Annotated in this window: 14 protein-coding genes and 1 riboswitch; of the genes, 3 read left to right on the top strand and 11 right to left on the bottom strand. The window is 68.1% G+C overall.

Features of this window, described 5'->3' with window-relative positions; genetic code table 11:
- Window positions 1–71 precede the first annotated feature (71 nt).
- The 5 genes from ACQ3HB_RS05605 to dinB all read right to left on the bottom strand — a co-directional run bounded on the left by ACQ3HB_RS05605 (window position 72) and on the right by dinB (window position 4,813).
- Complete coding sequence (locus ACQ3HB_RS05605; protein WP_430918525.1) at window positions 72–872, bottom strand: energy-coupling factor transporter transmembrane component T family protein; 801 nt, start codon at window positions 870–872, stop codon at window positions 72–74.
- Window positions 869–2,347 (bottom strand): ABC transporter ATP-binding protein, encoded by a 1,479-nt coding sequence (locus ACQ3HB_RS05600; RefSeq protein WP_430918912.1) that lies wholly within the window; start codon window positions 2,345–2,347, stop codon window positions 869–871. The genes ACQ3HB_RS05605 and ACQ3HB_RS05600 overlap by 4 nt, the downstream gene beginning before the upstream one ends.
- On the bottom strand, window positions 2,344–2,973 hold the full coding sequence (locus ACQ3HB_RS05595) for an ECF transporter S component (RefSeq protein WP_430918910.1): 630 nt from the start codon (window positions 2,971–2,973) through the stop codon (window positions 2,344–2,346). Before ACQ3HB_RS05595 ends, ACQ3HB_RS05600 begins: the two co-directional genes overlap by 4 nt.
- 33 nt (window positions 2,974–3,006) lie before the next feature.
- A riboswitch (TPP riboswitch) is annotated at window positions 3,007–3,115 on the bottom strand.
- A 23-nt stretch (window positions 3,116–3,138) separates the two neighbouring features.
- Entirely contained in the window at window positions 3,139–3,468 is a 330-nt protein-coding gene (locus ACQ3HB_RS05590; protein WP_430918524.1) for a hypothetical protein, read from the bottom strand.
- A 64-nt stretch (window positions 3,469–3,532) separates the two neighbouring features.
- A complete protein-coding gene (gene dinB, locus ACQ3HB_RS05585; protein ID WP_430918522.1) occupies window positions 3,533–4,813 on the bottom strand; it encodes a DNA polymerase IV in 1,281 nt (426 codons plus the stop codon).
- Window positions 4,814–4,930: 117 nt separating this feature from the next.
- Between dinB and ACQ3HB_RS05580 the strand changes: the two genes are divergently transcribed.
- Window positions 4,931–5,515 carry a TIGR03086 family metal-binding protein gene (locus tag ACQ3HB_RS05580; protein ID WP_430918520.1) on the top strand — a complete coding sequence of 195 codons (585 nt, stop codon included), beginning with the start codon at window positions 4,931–4,933 and terminating at the stop codon, window positions 5,513–5,515.
- Between the two features lie 18 nt (window positions 5,516–5,533).
- Here the strand turns inward: ACQ3HB_RS05580 and ACQ3HB_RS05575 are convergent, their stop codons facing one another.
- The 4 genes from ACQ3HB_RS05575 to gatC form a co-directional block, all read right to left on the bottom strand.
- Entirely contained in the window at window positions 5,534–6,130 is a 597-nt protein-coding gene (locus tag ACQ3HB_RS05575) for a hypothetical protein (protein ID WP_430918518.1), read from the bottom strand.
- Between the two features lie 197 nt (window positions 6,131–6,327).
- Complete coding sequence (gatB, locus tag ACQ3HB_RS05570; protein ID WP_430918516.1) at window positions 6,328–7,836, bottom strand: Asp-tRNA(Asn)/Glu-tRNA(Gln) amidotransferase subunit GatB; 1,509 nt, start codon at window positions 7,834–7,836, stop codon at window positions 6,328–6,330.
- 3 nt (window positions 7,837–7,839) lie between these two features.
- Window positions 7,840–9,351: an Asp-tRNA(Asn)/Glu-tRNA(Gln) amidotransferase subunit GatA gene (gene gatA / locus ACQ3HB_RS05565; RefSeq protein WP_430918514.1), complete on the bottom strand. Its 1,512-nt coding sequence runs from the start codon at window positions 9,349–9,351 to the stop codon at window positions 7,840–7,842.
- On the bottom strand, window positions 9,348–9,647 hold the full coding sequence (gatC, locus tag ACQ3HB_RS05560; RefSeq protein ID WP_430918512.1) for an Asp-tRNA(Asn)/Glu-tRNA(Gln) amidotransferase subunit GatC: 300 nt from the start codon (window positions 9,645–9,647) through the stop codon (window positions 9,348–9,350). The genes gatA and gatC overlap by 4 nt, the downstream gene beginning before the upstream one ends.
- A 142-nt stretch (window positions 9,648–9,789) precedes the next feature.
- On the opposite strand from gatC, the gene ACQ3HB_RS05555 reads away from it, so the two are divergent.
- Window positions 9,790–11,463, top strand: coding sequence for a long-chain-fatty-acid--CoA ligase (locus tag ACQ3HB_RS05555; protein ID WP_430918909.1), 1,674 nt, complete (start codon window positions 9,790–9,792; stop codon window positions 11,461–11,463).
- Between the two features lie 37 nt (window positions 11,464–11,500).
- Here the strand turns inward: ACQ3HB_RS05555 and ACQ3HB_RS05550 are convergent, their stop codons facing one another.
- Window positions 11,501–13,327 (bottom strand): alkaline phosphatase family protein, encoded by a 1,827-nt coding sequence (locus tag ACQ3HB_RS05550; protein ID WP_430918510.1) that lies wholly within the window; start codon window positions 13,325–13,327, stop codon window positions 11,501–11,503.
- Window positions 13,324–15,639 carry an NAD-dependent DNA ligase LigA gene (gene ligA / locus ACQ3HB_RS05545; protein ID WP_430918508.1) on the bottom strand — a complete coding sequence of 772 codons (2,316 nt, stop codon included), beginning with the start codon at window positions 15,637–15,639 and terminating at the stop codon, window positions 13,324–13,326. Before ligA ends, ACQ3HB_RS05550 begins: the two co-directional genes overlap by 4 nt.
- Window positions 15,640–15,881: 242 nt before the next feature.
- Between ligA and ACQ3HB_RS05540 the strand changes: the two genes are divergently transcribed.
- The gene (locus ACQ3HB_RS05540; protein ID WP_430918506.1) at window positions 15,882–17,357 is read left to right on the top strand and encodes a sugar porter family MFS transporter; all 1,476 of its coding nucleotides are present in this window, start codon (window positions 15,882–15,884) and stop codon (window positions 17,355–17,357) included.
- The last annotated feature ends 10 nt before the right edge of the window (window positions 17,358–17,367 follow it).

The following is a 17,367-nucleotide window of genomic DNA, read 5'->3' as shown; positions in this document are numbered from 1 at the left end:
GGAGCCCGACCGGCCATCGATGAGCAGCACAGGGGCCGCCGAACCCATCGATGCCTCATGGGATTCCGACATCACGATCCGATGAACCGGAAGGTTCCGGCGATCACGGCTGCTCCGAGCGCGACGACCATGATGAGCACCGCGCCGCAGACGGTGACGGCATCCGCCCAGCCGAGGGTCGACGTCCTCGCCCACGTGCGCTTCGTCGGCGAACCGAACCCGCGTGCTTCCATCGCCGTCGCGAGCTTGCTCCCCCGACGGATGGCGAACACCAGGAGCACGAACGCCATCGAGAGGAATCGACGGACGACACCGTGGTCACCGAGACCGCGGGCACGCCGCGCGAGCGCCATGCTCCGCCAGTCGTCGAGGAAGAGGCCGAGCATCCGAGCGCCGGCGAGCGTCCCGAGGACGAACCGGCTCGGCAGCTTCACGATCTGCGCCAATCCGTCGGCGAGATCCGTCGGATCGACGCGCGCGAAGAGCAGGATCGTCGGCAGCCCCAGGGCGAGCACACGAATCGTGATCGCGACGGCGAGTTCGATCGAGTTGTCGGTGATCCGGATGAACCAGAACGACCAGTACTCCTCGCCGCCCGGCTTCCCGTAGAGGAGCATGCTGATGCCGCCGACCGGCGCGAAGAGCAGCACCGGCCAGGAACGTCGCAGGAACCGACCGACGGTCAGTCCTGCGAGCGGGAAGAGCATCGCTTCGATCGTTACCGCCACAGCGGCGCTCACCCAGTCGATCGTGACGAGCAGCGGGAGCGAGAGGAGCAGGACGACGAGTGCCTTCGTGACGGGGTTCACACGGTCGAGGACCGCAGGCTTCTGGGGCACGACCGTGGCGGGACGGCTCGCGACGGCGGTCATGCCGCCACCGCCCGATCGACGATCGACTCGAGTGCGATCACGTGATCGCCGAGGAGCTCGATGACTCCCGCGTCGTGGGTGACCGACACGATGGTCATGCCCTGATCGAGTTCGTCCTGCAGCAACTCCACGAGCGAGATCCAGCTCGTCCGATCCTGTCCGAACGTCGGCTCATCCAGGATCATCACGGCTGGACGCGCGGCGAGCACCGTCGCGACCGACAGCCGTCGCTTCTGACCACCTGAGAGGCTGAATGGATTGGCCCCGGCGAGTCTCGCGAGGTCCAGTCGTTCGAGCAACGCTTCGACCCGCTCCGCGATGTCCACCGGCGACCACCGGAGCGCACGCAAGGCGACCGCCAGCTCGTCGTGGACGGTGCTCGTGACGAACTGGTGCTCCGGATCCTGGAAGACGGTGCCGATGCGGGTCAGGAGTTCTTTGGACGACCATGCGATCGGCCGGTCGCCTTTCCGTCCCGCGAGCGATGCAGCCGACCGCACCTCGCCGGCGAGTTCCGGGAGGAGCCCGGCGAGCGTCAGCGCCAGGGTCGACTTCCCGGCTCCGTTGGGCCCGACGATCGCCGTCGCGGTGCCCCGCTGAACCGACACGTCGAGCTCGCGCTGGACCACGACGGACGGGACCCGACCGATCGACAGTCGCTCCGTGGAGAGTGCGGCATCGCCGCTCGTGCGGCGAGCACGACGGTCGATGCCGAGCGGAATCCCCGGCACCCACACCCCGGCCCGCGCGAGTCGTTCACCGACGTCGTCGAGCACCTGCTCCGGCGATCCGTCCGCGAGGACGCCGCCCGCCGGGTCGAGCACGATGACGCGGGTCATCAGGTCCCGCCACACCTCGACACGATGCTCGATGACGACGAGCGTCGATGAGCCGTCCTGCACGACGCGCTCCACCGCATCGCGCACCTCGGACACCCCGGCAGGGTCGAGGTTCGCCGTCGGTTCGTCGAGCAGGAGCAGCGAAGGCTGCATCGCGAGGACGCCTGCGAGGGCGAGGCGTTGCTTCTGTCCACCGGACAGAGCAGCGGTCGGGTGATCGAGCGGGACGTCCAGACCGACTGCCTCCAGACTCCGCCCGACGCGCCGCCATATCTCATCGCGCGGCACACCAAGGTTCTCGCACCCGAACGCGACGTCGTCGCCGACGCGCGCCAGGATCACCTGCGAGTCCGGATCCTGCAGGACGAGACCGGCCCGACCCCTCGCCTGTTCAGGAGCGACGCCGTCGATGAGCAGTGAACCCCGGACCTCGCCTTCGTCCGCACCGCCGAGCACGCCCGCGAGGGCATGGATGAAGGTGGACTTCCCCGCGCCGGATGCACCGAGCAGGAGCACCCGCTCCCCCGGTTCGATCGTGAACGTCAGATCGCTGACCGCCCATGCCTTCCGTCCGGCGTGCCGCCAGCCCCAGCCGTCGACCGTGACACGTGCCGCTGCACGGGTCGTCACGTTCAGACCTCCCTGCGGGCTTCCCGTCCGGCGGCGAACCGGCTGAGCGCCCCGGTCGAGGCGAGCGCCTTCACGAGCGCCCAGCCGAGGACGCCGGCGAGGAGAGCGCCGGATGCGACGACGGTGATGAAGTAGATCGTGTTGTACTCGGGAGCCTTCGCGATGTTGCCCAGGAAGAACTCCAGGATCCACGCACCGGCACCGGCACCCGCACCGGCGAGGATCGCAGGGACGAGGCCGAAGCGACGGTAGGCGAAGGCGGCGAACACGAGTTCGGCGCCGAGACCCTGCGCGAGGCCGGAGTAGACGGTCGAGATGCCCCACACGTTCCCGATGAGCGACGACACGACGGCGCCGATCAGCTCGACGAGGAGCGCCGCGCCCGGCTTCCGGATGATGAGGCCGCCGAGGACGCCGCCGAGGAGCCAGATGCCCGTCGCGACACCGCCGAATCCGGGGGTGAGGGCGTTCGCGCCCTCGTACCAGAGGTAGCCGATGCTGTTCCAGGCCCAGAAGATGAGCCCGGTCGCGACGCCGAGGACGGCGACCACGACGATGTCGACGACCCGCCACCGGAGCGTGCGGGTGTTGGCGCGCAACTGCGCCGGAGTGCTGAGTGATGCTGACACGATACGTGCCCTTCCTGTTGTGGAAAAGAGGGCACGGGTAGTGAGAAATGGTCTCCCTGCGCTGGCATGATCCAGATCAGGTTCGACGGTCGAAGGCGGATACCTTCCTCTCAGCCCGGTTCACCGGACTCCCGTGATGTGACCGAGTATAGTCCCGGCGACGGGCCGCTACTTCTTGAGCGCCTTGATGATCGACGACAGCGCTTTGCCGCTCACCCAGATGAACGGGATGGCGACGGCGATGAGCGAGATCAGGTTGGGGTCGAATCGCAAACCGTCCTGGGTCTTGATGTACGCGCCGACCGGAACCGAGAGTCCGCCGCCACCACCGCCGCCAGCCGCGTCATCCGCATCGCCTTCACTGCCGGCGCCGAAACCGTAGTACGAGAGGGCGACGGGGACGAGCTTCACGCCGTCGACGTCCTGCTGCTCCCCGTAGGCCGCCGTGACGCCGATGCCCTTGGCCTGTTCCGCAAGTTTCAACACGAGATTCGTCATGCTGCCACGCTACCCCGCAGGTGTTCGATCACCAAGGAGGGATGCGCGTGGCAACGATGATCGCTCAACGTTCCTGGGAGCCGTCCTCCGCGCGCCCCACGCTGTCGCCCGGACGGCCGAGCCCACGGCGTCGTGGTTTGCCGAGGAGCGATGCGGGAGCGATCGCGTGGTCACCGAAGCGATTGGACACGCGATCGATCGTCGCTTCCGCGTCTCGCCACTCCTCGTCGGGGTCCCACAGCGCGGACACGGCATCGGCGTCGTCGATGAGCTGTTCGACTTTGACGCCGACGAGACGCACGAGTTGCCCTTTGCGGTCGAGCGCATCGAAGAGGGAGACCGCCTCCTCGTACAGGCGTCGTCCGACGTTGGTCGGCTCGCCGAGCGTGCGCGAGCGCGAGACGACCGAGAAGTCCTCGTATCGGACGCGGATGCCGACCGTCCGGCCAGCGAACCCGCCCCGGCGGAGGCGAACGGCCACGAGGTGCGACAGATTCAGGATCTCCCGACGGACCAGGGCCGGATCGGCGATATCGGTGTCGAACGTGACCTCGTGGCTGACGCTCTTCTCGCGGCGCACGGTCGTGACCTCCCGCGGGTCGAGGCCGCTCGCGAGTTCGAGGAGCTTCCTGCCTGTGGCCTCGCCGACGGCGCGCTGCAGCACGGACAGCGGCGTTGTGGAGACATCGCCCACCGTGCGGATGCCCCGCCCGACGAGCGCTTCCTCCGTCTTCCCGCCGACGCCCCACAGCGCACCGACCGGCAACGGTTGCAGGAACGACACCGTGTCTGCAGCGGGCACGACGAGCAAACCATCGGGTTTCGACAACCCTGAGGCGAGTTTGGCGACGTACTTCGTGGCGGCGATGCCCACCGAGCACGGCAGGCCCGTCGCCTGGAACACCCGCTCCTTGACGATCCGCGCGATCTCCATGGGGCGTCCCATGAGCTTGATCGCGCCGGAGATGTCCAGGAAGGCCTCGTCGATGCTGAGCGGCTCCACGAGAGGCGTGACCGACTCGAAGACCTGCATCACGAGATCCGAGTACTTCCGGTACTGGCCGTGGTGGGGCTCGAGCACGTACGCGCCCGGACAGAGCCGCAGCGCCTGTGAGACCGGCATGGCGGCTCGCACCCCGTACCGTCTGGCCTCATAGCTGGCCGAGGTCACGACCGAGCGACCCTCACGATGGCCGACGATGATGGGCTGCCCACGCAGGTCCGGGCGTTGCAGGAGCTCCACGGAGACGAAGAACGCGTCCATGTCGACGTGCATGATGTGGGTGGCGCTGTCGTCCGCGGAGGTGTCGGAGACACGCCTCGATGCCCCATCCTGACGACTCATGCCTCCATTGTCCCAGCGGCCGCCGACATCGATCGCTCCAGGGTGCGCTGTGAGCGATACTGGACTCGGAATGCACGCCGACGGGACACGTTGGAGTGAGCAAGGAAAGGTGCGTCTGTGACTGAAATCGACTGGCTCCACATGCAGCAGCTCGCGAACGACGAGTTCGGGAGGCGTCTCGACGCCGTCGTCGACTGGAACGGCGAGACCCCGGACACGGACTGGACCACGAGGCAGCTCGTCGAGCACGTCATCGAGGAACAGCAGTGGATCGATCCGCTCCTCGGCGGCATCACGGTTCGCCAGGCGACGGCGCTCATCAAGCCGCTCTCGGACGACCTGCGCGCCGAGTGGGAGCGCTACGCCGCCCAGGCCCGTGCAGCCTGGCTCCGCGTGAAGCCCACCGCCAAGGTGCACCTGTCCTACGACACCGTGAGCGTGCACCACTACCTCAAGGAGCAGGTCTCCGACGTCACGATCCACACGTGGGATCTGGCACGCGCGACCGGCTTCGAGGAGGAGCTGCCGGACGAGCTCGTCGAGGCCGTGTGGACGGTCTTCGCGCCGCAGCAGGACACGCTCGAGGCGAGCGGACTCTTCGCGACGCGCGTCGAGCTCGGCGAGGACGCTCCGTTGCAGTCACAGCTGCTCGCGCTCACGGGACGCGACGTGCGGACGGCGCGCCCGCTCCCGACCTCCTAGAACCCGCGGCGGACGCCGTCACACGAGCCCGTGGATGAGGGGCCGCAGCCACTCGCGGAAGCCGTCACGGTCGTCGCGCAACGTCTCGCTCACGACGATCGTGTCTGGTGCGACGACCCACGCGCCGGTCACCGAGATCGGGAGCACTTCGAGGTCGATGCGGAAGGAACTCGACTGGCGGCGCAGTTCGAACTGTCGCTCGCGGATGAGGTCGTAGACGTCGCGCAGCCGTGAGGGCTGCCGCGAGTCGAGCGCGACCGCGTACTCGTGATGGCGCTCATCCGCCCAGACGAGCGCGTCCGCGTACGCGCGGTACGCGAGTTCTTGAAGTTCGAGCGCACGATCGAACGCGGAGAAGTGCGGAGGTGCGACCTCGGCGACGAATGGCCGGGTGTCGCGCCTCGCGATGCCGACCCACCAGCCGTCCCATTGGGCCGCGAGGAGCTTGCGGTCGATGCCGGTGACGTCGACCGCTCCGGGAAGCGGTGTCACCGGCGGCAGATGTGATGCGCACGTGTCTCCGAGGCCTGCCATCTCCCGCAGCGCCAGGGCGACGAGGAGCACGACAGGGCAGTCCTCCGTGACCTGCCAGCGAATGGTGCCTTCCACCAGCATGGGAGCAGTCTAGACCCACAGTCGTTGCCCGAGCCAGGGCCTCGGTCACTGAACCCCGGTCACTGAGCTTGTCGAAGTGCCCGGTCACTGAGCTTGTCGAAGTGCGCACTTCGACAAGCTCAGCGACCGGATACCGCGACGCAGCGACCGGATACCGCGACTCAGGCCCGGAGGCCGTGGTTCAACGGCCGCAGCGACTACTCAGCCGTGGCGGCAGCCCGCTCCAGGACGAGTTCGCGAACACGAGCCGCATCGGCTTGGCCGCGCATGGCCTTCATGACGGCACCGATGACGGCACCGGCGGCCTGCACCTTGCCGTCGCGGATCTTCGCCATGACGTCGGGCTGCGAAGCGAGCGCCTCATCGATGGCGGCGATGAGCGCACCGTCGTCCGAGACGACAGCGAGTCCACGCGACTTCACGACATCGGCCGGCCCGCCTTCGCCCGCGATGACGCCCTCGAGCACCTGACGGGCGAGCTTGTCGGTGAGTTCCCCTGCTTCGATGAGCCCGGCGAGCTCCGCGACGTGCTCGGGCGAGACGAGCGTGGACGCCTCGACGTCCTGCTGGTTCGCGAGACGCGAGATCTCACCCGTCCACCACTTGCGCGCAGCCGCTGGGCTCGCGCCGGCGGCGACGGTCGCGGTGATCTCGTTCAGCAGACCGCCGTTGACGACGTCCTGGAACTCGAGGTCGGTGAAGCCCCACTCGCCTTTCAGACGACGGCGACGGATCGCGGGCGCCTCCGGCAGTGCTGCGCGCAGTTCCTCGATCAGTTCCGGCGAGGGCACGACGGGCAGCAGGTCGGGCTCCGGGAAGTACCGGTAGTCGTCGGCATCGCTCTTCGGTCGACCGGCGGATGTGGCTCCAGTGTCCTCGTGCCAGTGACGGGTCTCCTGCGTGATCGAACCACCGGCCTTGAGGATGGCGGCCTGACGCTGGATCTCGTACCGCACGGCACGCTCGACGGAGCGGAGCGAGTTGACGTTCTTCGTCTCCGTGCGCGTGCCGAGCTTCTCCTGGCCGCGGGGGCGCAGGGAGATGTTCGCGTCGCACCGCAGGTTGCCGCGCTCCATCTTGGCGTCGGAGATGCCGAGCGCCACGACGATGTCGCGGATCGCGGAGACGTACGCCTTCGCGATCTCCGGCGCACGGTGCTCGGTGCCGTAGATGGGCTTCGTGACGATCTCCACGAGCGGCACACCAGCGCGGTTGTAGTCGACGAGCGAGTACTCGGCGCCCTGGATGCGGCCGGTCGAACCGCCGATGTGCGTGAGCTTGCCGGCGTCCTCCTCCATGTGCGCGCGCTCGATCGGCACGGTCACGATGGTGCCGTCCGCGAGCTCGACGTCGACGGACCCCTCGAAGGCGATCGGCTCGTCGAACTGCGAGATCTGGTAGTTCTTCGCGAGGTCGGGGTAGAAGTAGTTCTTCCGGGCGAAACGGCTCGACGGTGCGATCGAGCAGCCGAGCGCGAGGCCCAGGCTGATCGAGTAGCGCACAGCCTGCTCGTTCACGACGGGCAGCGAACCGGGGAGGCCGAGGCACACGGGCGAGATGTTCGTGTTGGGTGCGTCGCCGAAGCCGTTGGGCGCCGACGAGAACATCTTCGTCTTGGTGTTGAGTTCCACGTGGACCTCGAAGCCGAGGACCGGCTCGTACAGTTCGAGCGCTTCCTCGTAGGACAGGAGTGCGTCCTTCGCCATGTTCTACTTCCCTCCGAGAGTCGGTGCCTGCGAGATGAGCGTGTGTCCCCACTGCCCTTCGAGCAGCGCTTCGAGCGCCGCCCCCACCCGGTAGAGCCGGGCATCTTCCCTCGCGGGAGCCATGAACTGGATGCCGACCGGCAGGCCGTCCTCCGGCGCGAGGCCGATGGGGACGCTGATGCCGGGGATGCCGGCGAGGTTCGCCGGGATCGTCGTGACGTCGTTGAGGTACATCGCGAGCGGGTCGTCGATGCGTTCGCCGAGCTTGAACGCCGTGGTGGGCGCGCTGGGGCTGACGAGGACGTCGACCTGGTCGAACGCTGCGGCGAAGTCGCGCTGGATGAGCGTGCGCACCTTCTGGGCGCTGCCGTAGTACGCGTCGTAGTAACCGGCGCTCAGCGCATAGGTGCCGAGGATGATGCGTCGCTTGACCTCCGGGCCGAAACCGGCCTCGCGCGTCGCGGCCATGACCTGCTCGACCGTGCCGCCGCCCTGGGGCGTGACCCGCATGCCGAAGCGCACGGAGTCGAACTTGGCCAGGTTGCTGGACGCTTCCGCGGGGAGGATGAGGTAGTACGCGGCGACCGCGTACTCGAAGTGGGGAGCGTTCACCTCGACGATCTCGGCGCCGTTCGCCTCGAGGACCGCGAGCGCTTCCTGGAAGCGGCTCTTGACGCCGGCCTGGAAGCCTTCACCGTTGAGTTCCTTGACGACGCCGACGCGGAGGCCCTTGAGGACCTGGCCCGTGGCGCCCTCGCGGGCGGCTGCGGCCATCGACGGCCAGACGTCCGTGAGGGATGTCGAGTCGAGGGCGTCGTGTCCGGCGATGACGTCCTGCAGGAGCCCTGCGTCGAGGACCGTGCGGCTGACGGGACCGACCTGGTCGAGCGAGGAGGCGAGCGCGATGGCTCCGTAGCGGCTGACCGCGCCGTACGTTGGCTTCACGCCGACCGTTCCCGTGACGTGGGCGGGCTGACGAATCGATCCGCCGGTGTCGCTGCCGAGCGCGATGGGCGCTTCGAACGCGGCTACGGCGGCCGCGGAGCCACCCCCGGAACCGCCGGGGATCCGATCGAGGTCCCACGGGTTGTGGGTGGGGCCGTACGCGGAGTGCTCCGTGCTGGAGCCCATCGCGAACTCGTCCATGTTCGTCTTGCCGAGCGGCACGAGACCGGCTGCGCGCGAGCGGGCGACGACCGTCGCATCGAACGGCGACATGTAGTTCTCGAGGATCTTGCTGCCGGACGTGGACGGCATGTCGGTCGTGACGAGCACGTCCTTGATGGCGAGCGGCACACCGGCGAGTTCACCGAGCTGCTCGCCGGCTGCGCGACGTGCGTCGATGTCGGCTGCGACGCTCAGAGCGTGGTCGGAGACGTGGAGGAAGGCGTGGACGTCGCCGTCGACCTGGGCGATGCGGTCGAGGTGGGCCTGGGTGGCCTCGACGCTCGACACCTCACCGGAGGAGAGCTTGGCCGAGAGTTCGGCGGCGGTCAGGCGGATGAGGTCGGTCACTGTTCTTCTCCCAGGATCGCGGACACCTTGAAGCGGCTGTCGGCGGACTCCGGCGCGTTCTGCAGCGCCTGCTCGACCGTGAGCGTGTTGCCCACGATATCGTCCCGGTAGACGTTCTCCAGCGGGATGGGGTGGCTGGTGGCCGGTACGTCAGGCGTCGCGACCTCCTGCACCTTGGCGATGCTGTCGACGATGGTGTCGAGTTCGGTGGTGAGGTGATCGATCTCGTCCTGAGTCAGGGCGATCCGGGCGAGGTTCGCGAGATGCGCGACCTGCTCGGAGGTGATTTCAGACATGCGTCTCCCGTACGTGTAGCGGTGGCGGTGACTCCAGTCTATTCGTCCAAGACAGCCGCCGGGGTTCCGCACGGAACGGCGTGCTCCGCGTAGGGTTGACCCCGTGAGATCCAGCGATGACGCCACCGGACCAGACCACTCGATGAACCGCCCCTGGCTCGCCAGTTACGCGGAGAACGTGCCGCAGGACATCCCCGAGGAGACCGGCTGCCTCGGTGACCTCGTCGAGAAGTCCGCCGCGAGCTATCCGCACGGCGTCGCGCTCGAGTTCTTCGGCGCCACGACCGACTACACGGAGCTGTCGGCGCAGATCGCTCGGGCCGCGGAAGGGCTCCGACGCCTCGGAGTGAAGGCCGGTGACCCCGTCGCGATCATGCTGCCCAACTGCCCGCAGCACATCGTCGCGTTCTACGCGGTGCTGAGACTCGGCGCGATCGTCATCGAGCACAACCCGCTCTACACGCCGCAGGAGCTCCGCCACCAGTTCGAGGACCACCGGGCCAAGACAGCGATCGTCTGGGACACGGTCGTGCCGCACCTGCAGGACTTCCCGGCGGACCTCGCCGTGACCTCGCTCATCTCCATCGACATCACCCGGGCGATGCCGGCGAGCATGCGCCTCGCCCTCCGACTCCCCATCGCGAAGGCGAAGGCGTCGCGGGCGCAGCTCACCGCACCCGTCTCAGGCACGATTCGCTGGGAGCAGGTCCTCGCCGCACCACCGCTCGATCCGGAGCACCCGAAGCCCGCGGCGTCGTCGCTCGCCCTCATCCAGTACACGAGCGGGACGACCGGCTCCCCGAAGGGCGCGGCGCTCACCCACGCGAACCTCCTCGCCAACGCGGCGCAGTCGCGGGCGTGGGTGCCCACCGTCACGCGCGGTGAAGCGGTCGTCTATGCCGTGCTGCCGATGTTCCACGCGTACGGCCTCACGCTCTGCCTCACCTTCGCGATGAGCATGGGCTCACGGCTCGTGCTGTTCCCGAAGTTCGACCCGGACCTCGTCCTGAAGGTACTCAAGAAGCGCCCTCCGACCTTCCTCCCCCTCGTGCCGCCCATCGCGGATCGGCTCCTCAAGGCGGCGACGGAGCAGGGCGTCTCGCTCCACGGGACGGAGATCGCGATCTCGGGCGCGATGGCGCTCCCCCACGAACTCGTCGTGCCGTTCGAACGCGCGTCCGGCGGCTACCTCGTGGAGGGCTACGGCCTGTCGGAGTGCTCGCCCGTCATCTCCGCGAACCCCGTGTCGGACGGCCGGAAGCCAGGCACGATCGGGCTCCCGCTCCCCGGAACGGACGTCCGGGTCGTCGACCCGGAGGACCCCACCGTCGATCGCGCGCCCGGCGAGGCCGGCGAACTCCTCGTCCGTGGACCGCAGGTGTTCCAGGGCTACTACAACAAGCCCGAGGAGACCGCCGCGGTCCTCCTGCCCGGCGGCTGGTTCCGCACGGGCGACATCGTGACCCTCGATGCCGAAGGGTTCCTCACCGTCGTGGACCGCATCAAGGAACTCATCATCACGGGCGGGTTCAACGTCGCGCCGACCGAGGTCGAGCAGGTCCTCCGCGGACACCCGTCGGTCACCGACGTCGCGGTCGTCGGACTGCCGAGCGCCCACTCCGGGGAGGACGTCGTCGCTGCCGTCGTCGTCGCGCCGGGTGCGACCCTCGACGTCGACGAGCTGCGCGCCTACGCCCGCGGCATCCTCACGCCGTACAAGGTGCCGAGACGCATCTACGAGGTCGACGCCCTGCCCACCTCGCTCATCGGCAAGGTGCTGCGCCGGTCCGTGCGGGAGGACCTCCTCAAGCGGTGAGCCTCCGCTCGCTGAACAGTCCCAGCTCTCCGAAGCGCTACTGCTTGCCGAACAGGCCCCTTCCGTACTGGTTGAGGTAGCGGTACGCGTCCGCGAAGGTCGGGAACTCCTCCGGCATGCTCTTCCCGTACTTCGCGAGCAACAATCCCAGCAATGACTGCGCGGGAGGACTCAACGGCTTGTCCTTGTGCGGATGGTCCGGCGTCGCCGGTTCCGCCTCGGGGTTCGGCGGCACGTACTGGGCGTGGGTGTGCGGCCAGAGCGCGGGATGCCTCGGCTTGTCGAGGTTGACGGCGTTGAACATGTTGTTCGCGCCGGCATCTCGATCGGTCAGGGGCCTGAGCCCGTGCAGACGTGACAGCGTCGCGATGACGGACCCGTGGTGCATCTCGTCGTGGATGATCGTCCCGGCCTTCGTGTAGGCCGAGACGGCAATGGCGCTCACGCGGCACCCGAGGCGGTCGAAGGTGAAGCCCATCTCCCCTGGCCCGTCCTCCTCGTTCGGAGGCACCGCTGACGGCGGCGGAACATGGTCGTACGTGCCCCCGTGCTCGTCGAAGGTGATGAGCAGCATCGTGTTGAGCGCGTTCGATCCGCCCTTGGACTCACTGCGACGGATCGCGTTGTAGACGTCGCTCACGAGCGCCTCACCGGCACGGACGTCGGAGACGGCGCTGTCGTAGACCGGCTGCCGGTCGATCTCGCTCTCCCGCAGATGCCCGAACGGCGGGTGGAAGTCGTTGTGGTTGTACGTCATGCGCGGCTCGATGAACGAGTACGCGGGCAGGCCGCCTGAAGCGACGTCGCGGTAGAACTGCTCCATCGTGGCGAAGTGCCCGGTCTTCCAGTACGGCTCGAGCACGGGCGCGTGGATGAGACCGGTGTAGGAGATCATCTGCAGCTTGTCAAAGTAGATGCGCCAATCGAGGCCCTTCTCCTCCAGACGGTTGAAGATCGTCGGGGCCTTCGGCGCGTTCAACCACTTCGCGTACCCGCCACCGGAGCGGTTGGTGACGAAGCCGTGGGAGGTGGAGGCGTGGAAGAACGACCGGTTGCAGAACGTCTGCGACGGCACACCCGCGTACCAGTTGTCGTAGACCGCGAACTCCTTCGCGAGCGTGGACAGGACGGGGAGCATCTCGGGGCTGAACCCGCCCATGATGGCGTCGAGGTGCTTCGGGAGGTTCGCGCCGTCCCGTTCCAGTCGTGCGTAGTTGATGGCGTAATCGGTGACGAAGCCCTCCATCGTGGGCTTCGTCCCCGGAGCGGGCGCGTTGAACGGCGCCTGCATCTCGTGCACGCGGAGCTCGGCGTTGCCCGGCGGGTCGACAACGTTGAAGAGCTGCGTGTTGACATGCGGGTACTCCTCCCCCGGATCCGGGTTGGGGCGGCCCATGATGTCGTCGGTCGGTCCTTCGTAGACGTGCGCCGCGATGCGACCGCCATCCGGCGAGGGGTTGCTGTGCTCGCCGAAGGCCAGGCCCTCGAACGTCTCGTCCTTCGGCAGCGTGTCGCGGTCGTAGAGGTACCCGAGCAGGTTGTCGAAGGAGCGGTTCTCGCCCATGAGCACGACGAGGTGGTCGAATCCGGGTTCGCTGCGCGGATCGAACGCCACGAACTCGTCGGACAGGGAACCACCCCGGATGGCCTCATGGACCGCGTAGCCGCCGACGAATCCGCCGAGGCCGCCGGCCGCTGCCCCGGCAGCGGCGAACCCGCCCGCGCGGAGGAACGAGCGACGCGACGCCGTCAGCCGGTCCTGCTCGTCCGCCGCGTCGGCGCTCCCCGGCGCGCTGACCGCACCGGATTCGTCCGGCGCGTCGGCGGCGTCGGGCTGGTCGGCAGCGCCGGATTCGTCGGTCATGCGCTCGGTTCTGCGGCGGGTTCTGGAGCCGGGCCGAGCGCATCCGGACCTTCGGTCACGAGGATCGCGAACTGGGCGGCGTCGATGATGCGGACACCGAGCGACTCCGCCTTCGCGAGCTTGGAACCTGCGCCGGGACCCGCGGCGACGAAATCGGTCTTCTTGGAGACGCTCGACGCCGCTTTGCCGCCCGCTGCGATGATGGCCTCCTGGGCGCCCTCACGGCTGAAGCCCTCGAGCGAGCCCGTGGCGACGACGGTGAGCCCGGAGAGCACGCCGCCCTCAGCAGCCGCTGCCCCGGGGCCGGGGTGGCCCGGCGTCGTGAACTGCACGCCGTCCGCGGTCCACCGATCCACGATGTCGCGGTGCCAGTCGATCTCGAACCAGGCGAGCAGAGCGTCGGCGATGATGCCGCCGACGCCGTCGACCGCTGCCAGCTCTTCACGGCTCGCGGCTCGGATCGCATCGAGCGAGCCGAAGTACTCGGCGAGAGACCTCGCGGCAACGGGCCCGACGTGGCGGATGTTGAGGGCGACCAGGAGCCTGGCGAGCGGACGGAAACGCGCGGCGTCGAGGTTCGCGAGCAGTTCGATCGCGTTCTTGGAGGGAACCGACTCGTCGTCGCCGTCGAACACATCGCCGCGGGGGTCGTGCTCGCCGTCCTCCTTGGGCTTGCGCTTCCGCTTGAACGGCGTCACGCGCTTGGGCGTGCCGTCCTCCAACAGCTTCGGCAGTCCGGTCTCCGCATCGCGCACGATCACCGTGACCGGGAAGATGTCCTCCATCTTGAGGGAGAAGATCCCGGCCTCGGTGGGCAGCGGCGGCTCGACCGGTTCGAGCGGCTGGGTCAAGGCCGCTGCGGCGACTTCGCCCAGCGCCTCGACGTCGAGCGCGCTCCGCGACCCGAGGTGCTCGACGCGACCGCGGACCTGCGCCGGGCAGCTCTTGGAGTTGGGGCAGCGGAGGTCGATGTCGCCCTCCTTCGCCGGCGCGAGCGGTGTCCCGCACTCCGGGCAGTCCTTGGGCATCACGAACTCGCGTTCGCTGCCGTCTCGGAGCTCCACGACCGGTCCGAGGACCTCGGGGATGACGTCGCCGGCCTTGCGGAGGACGACCGTGTCGCCGATGAGCACGCCCTTCGCCTTCACGACGTCCTGGTTGTGCAGCGTGGCCTGCCGGACTTCGCTGCCCGCGACCTTGACCTTCTCCATGACGGCGAACGGCGTCGCACGGCCGGTGCGTCCGACGCTCACGACGATGTCGAGCAGCTTCGTGTTGACCTGCTCCGGCGGGTACTTGTAGGCGATCGCCCAGCGGGGCGCGCGACTCGTGGCGCCGAGCTCCTCGTGCATCGCGAGATCGTCGACCTTGACGACGACGCCGTCGATCTCGTGCTCGACGCTCTGCCGGTGCTCGCCGAAGTACTCGATGAACTCCGAGGCACCCTCGGGGGTGTCGTGCACGCGGTAGTGCGTGGAGGTCGGCAGGCCCCAGCTCTGCAGGAGCTCGTAAACGCCGGACTGCGTCGCGACGGGCGGGTTCTGCCACGCCCCGATGCCGTGCACGAGCATCTGCAGACGCCCGAGGCGCGCGATCATGAGCGCGAGCTGCTCCGGCGTCTTCTTCTCGGCCTTCTGGCGGAGCGAGCCGCTCGCGGCGTTGCGCGGGTTGGCGAAGAGTCGCTCACCGGCCGCCTCCTGAGTGGCGTTCAGTTCGTCGAACGCCGCCTTGGGGAAGAAGATCTCGCCACGGACCTCGACGACGTCCGGGAACGGCACGACGGCTCCTGAGCCGTCCTCGTGCGGAGCGGCCTTCAGACGAGTGGGGATCACGGCAATGTGCTTGACGTTCTCCGTGACGTCCTCACCGACGACGCCGTCACCACGCGTGGCGGCGCTCACGAGGACCCCGCGCTCGTAACGGAGGTTGATGGCCAGGCCGTCGATCTTCAGCTCGCACAGGAACTGCACCGAACCGCCTGCATCACGCTGCACCTTCACGGCCCAGGCCTGGAACTCCTCGATCGAGAAGACGTTGTCGAGGCTCAGCATGCGCTCGAGGTGGGTCACGGGATCGAAGAGCGTCGTCTCCGCACGCCCGCCGACCGTCTGCGTGGGGCTGTCCTGGCTCTGGAGCTCCGGGTACAGGCGCTCCAACTCCTCGAGCCGCTTGATCATGCCGTCGTACTCGGCGTCCGAGACGAGTGATTCGTCGCGTTCGTAATACGCGTCGCGCAATTCGAGGATGCGCGTCGTCAGCTGTTCGGCCTCGTGCGAAGCCTGCTGGAGAGTGAGTTCGTTGCCGTCTGCCACGCGTTCATTCTACGGATGACCACCGACAGAGGTCGGGAGGAGAGCTGGATGACATGGGTACGGGACAGGATCGCGCCACCCCCTTGTCGAGGGCCGCGACGCGAGTACAGTGGACGGCGTTCGGCGTCGAGCGAGGGGGACGCCGAAGACATCGTGCACGCCCGCTTGCTCGCGGACTCCTCCGGACGATCATCCGCAGCGCAGATCCGCTGCGGAGCAGCACAGTGCAGAAACGAGGGAACGTGTCGAATCCGGCATCGAGCAGAACAGCTCCAGAGATCAGTCCGAAACAGCTCCAACGGCGGGTGGTCGGCATCGCGATCTCCGCAGCCGTCGGCGGTTTCCTCTTCGGTTTCGACTCCTCCGTCGTCAACGGTGCGGTCGACGCCATGCAGAGCCACTTCAAACTCAGTGAAGCGCTCATCGGCTTCGCGGTCGCATCCGCGCTCCTCGGCTGCGCGCTCGGCGCCTACCTCGCCGGTCGCATCGCTGACAGCCGCGGTCGCATCTTCACGATGCTCATCGGCGCGGGCCTCTTCTTCATCTCCTCCTTCGGCGCGGGTTTCGCCTTCGCGCCCTGGGACCTCGTCATCTGGCGCGTCATCGGTGGTCTCGGCATCGGCATCGCCTCGGTCGTCGCTCCCGCCTACATCGCGGAGATCGCGCCGAGCACCGTCCGCGGTCGCCTCGCATCGCTCCAGCAGCTCGCGATCACCCTCGGCATCTTCGCCGCCCTCCTCTCCGACTCGCTCCTCGCGGGCGCCGCCGGCGGCGCGGCCAACGCGCTCTGGTTCGGCGTCGAGGCGTGGCGCTGGATGTTCATCGCGTGCGCGATCCCCGCGATCGTCTACGGTCTCCTGGCGCTCCGGCTCCCCGAGTCCCCACGCTTCCTCGTCCGGGCCGGCAAGGTCGAAGAAGCCCGCAAGGTCTTCACGAGCATCCTGCCGCGCGACGAGGTCGACAAGGCCGTCCGAGAGGCTGAGCAGGCGGTCAAGCAGGACGAGACGACGAAGAAGGCCAGCCTGTGGTCCGGTCCCGGCCGGCTCCTCCCGATCGTCTGGATCGGCATCATCCTGTCGATCTTCCAGCAGTTCGTCGGCATCAACGTGATCTTCTACTACTCCACCACGCTCTGGAAGGCGGTCGGGTTCCAGGAGTCCGACTCGCTCACGATCTCGGTCATCACCTCGGTCACGAACGTCGCGGTCACGATCGTCGCCATCCTCCTCGTCGACCGGATCGGTCGACGTCCGATCCTCCTGACCGGTTCCATCGGCATGACCGTGTCCCTCGGTGCCATGGCGATCGCGTTCATGAATTCGACCACGAACGCGGCGGGCGATGTGAGCCTCCCGCAGCCGTGGGGCACGATCGCGCTCATCGCGGCCAACGTCTTCGTGGTCGCGTTCGGCGCCTCGTGGGGTCCGCTCGTCTGGGTCCTCCTCGGTGAGATCTTCCCCGGCAAGATCCGCGCCAAGGCCCTCGGCGTCGCAGCCATGGCGCAGTGGATCGCGAACTTCCTCATCACCGTGAGCTTCCCGGCGATGTCGCAGTTCTCGCTCCCGCTCACCTACGGGATGTACGCGCTCTTCGCCCTGCTCTCGTTCTTCTTCGTCCTCGCGAAGATCCCGGAGACCAACGGCCTCACGCTCGAACAGGCGGAGACGCTCTTCGTCAAGAAGCCCAAGGGGCAGAAGACGGCGGGCAAGCCCGCCTGAGCATTGCCGG

The organism is Plantibacter lichenum (assembly GCF_050587525.1).
Classification (GTDB): Bacteria; Actinomycetota; Actinomycetes; order Actinomycetales; family Microbacteriaceae; genus Plantibacter.
The sequence above is the reverse complement of the archived record's forward strand: the minus strand, read 5'-3'. Positions and strand labels throughout refer to the sequence as shown.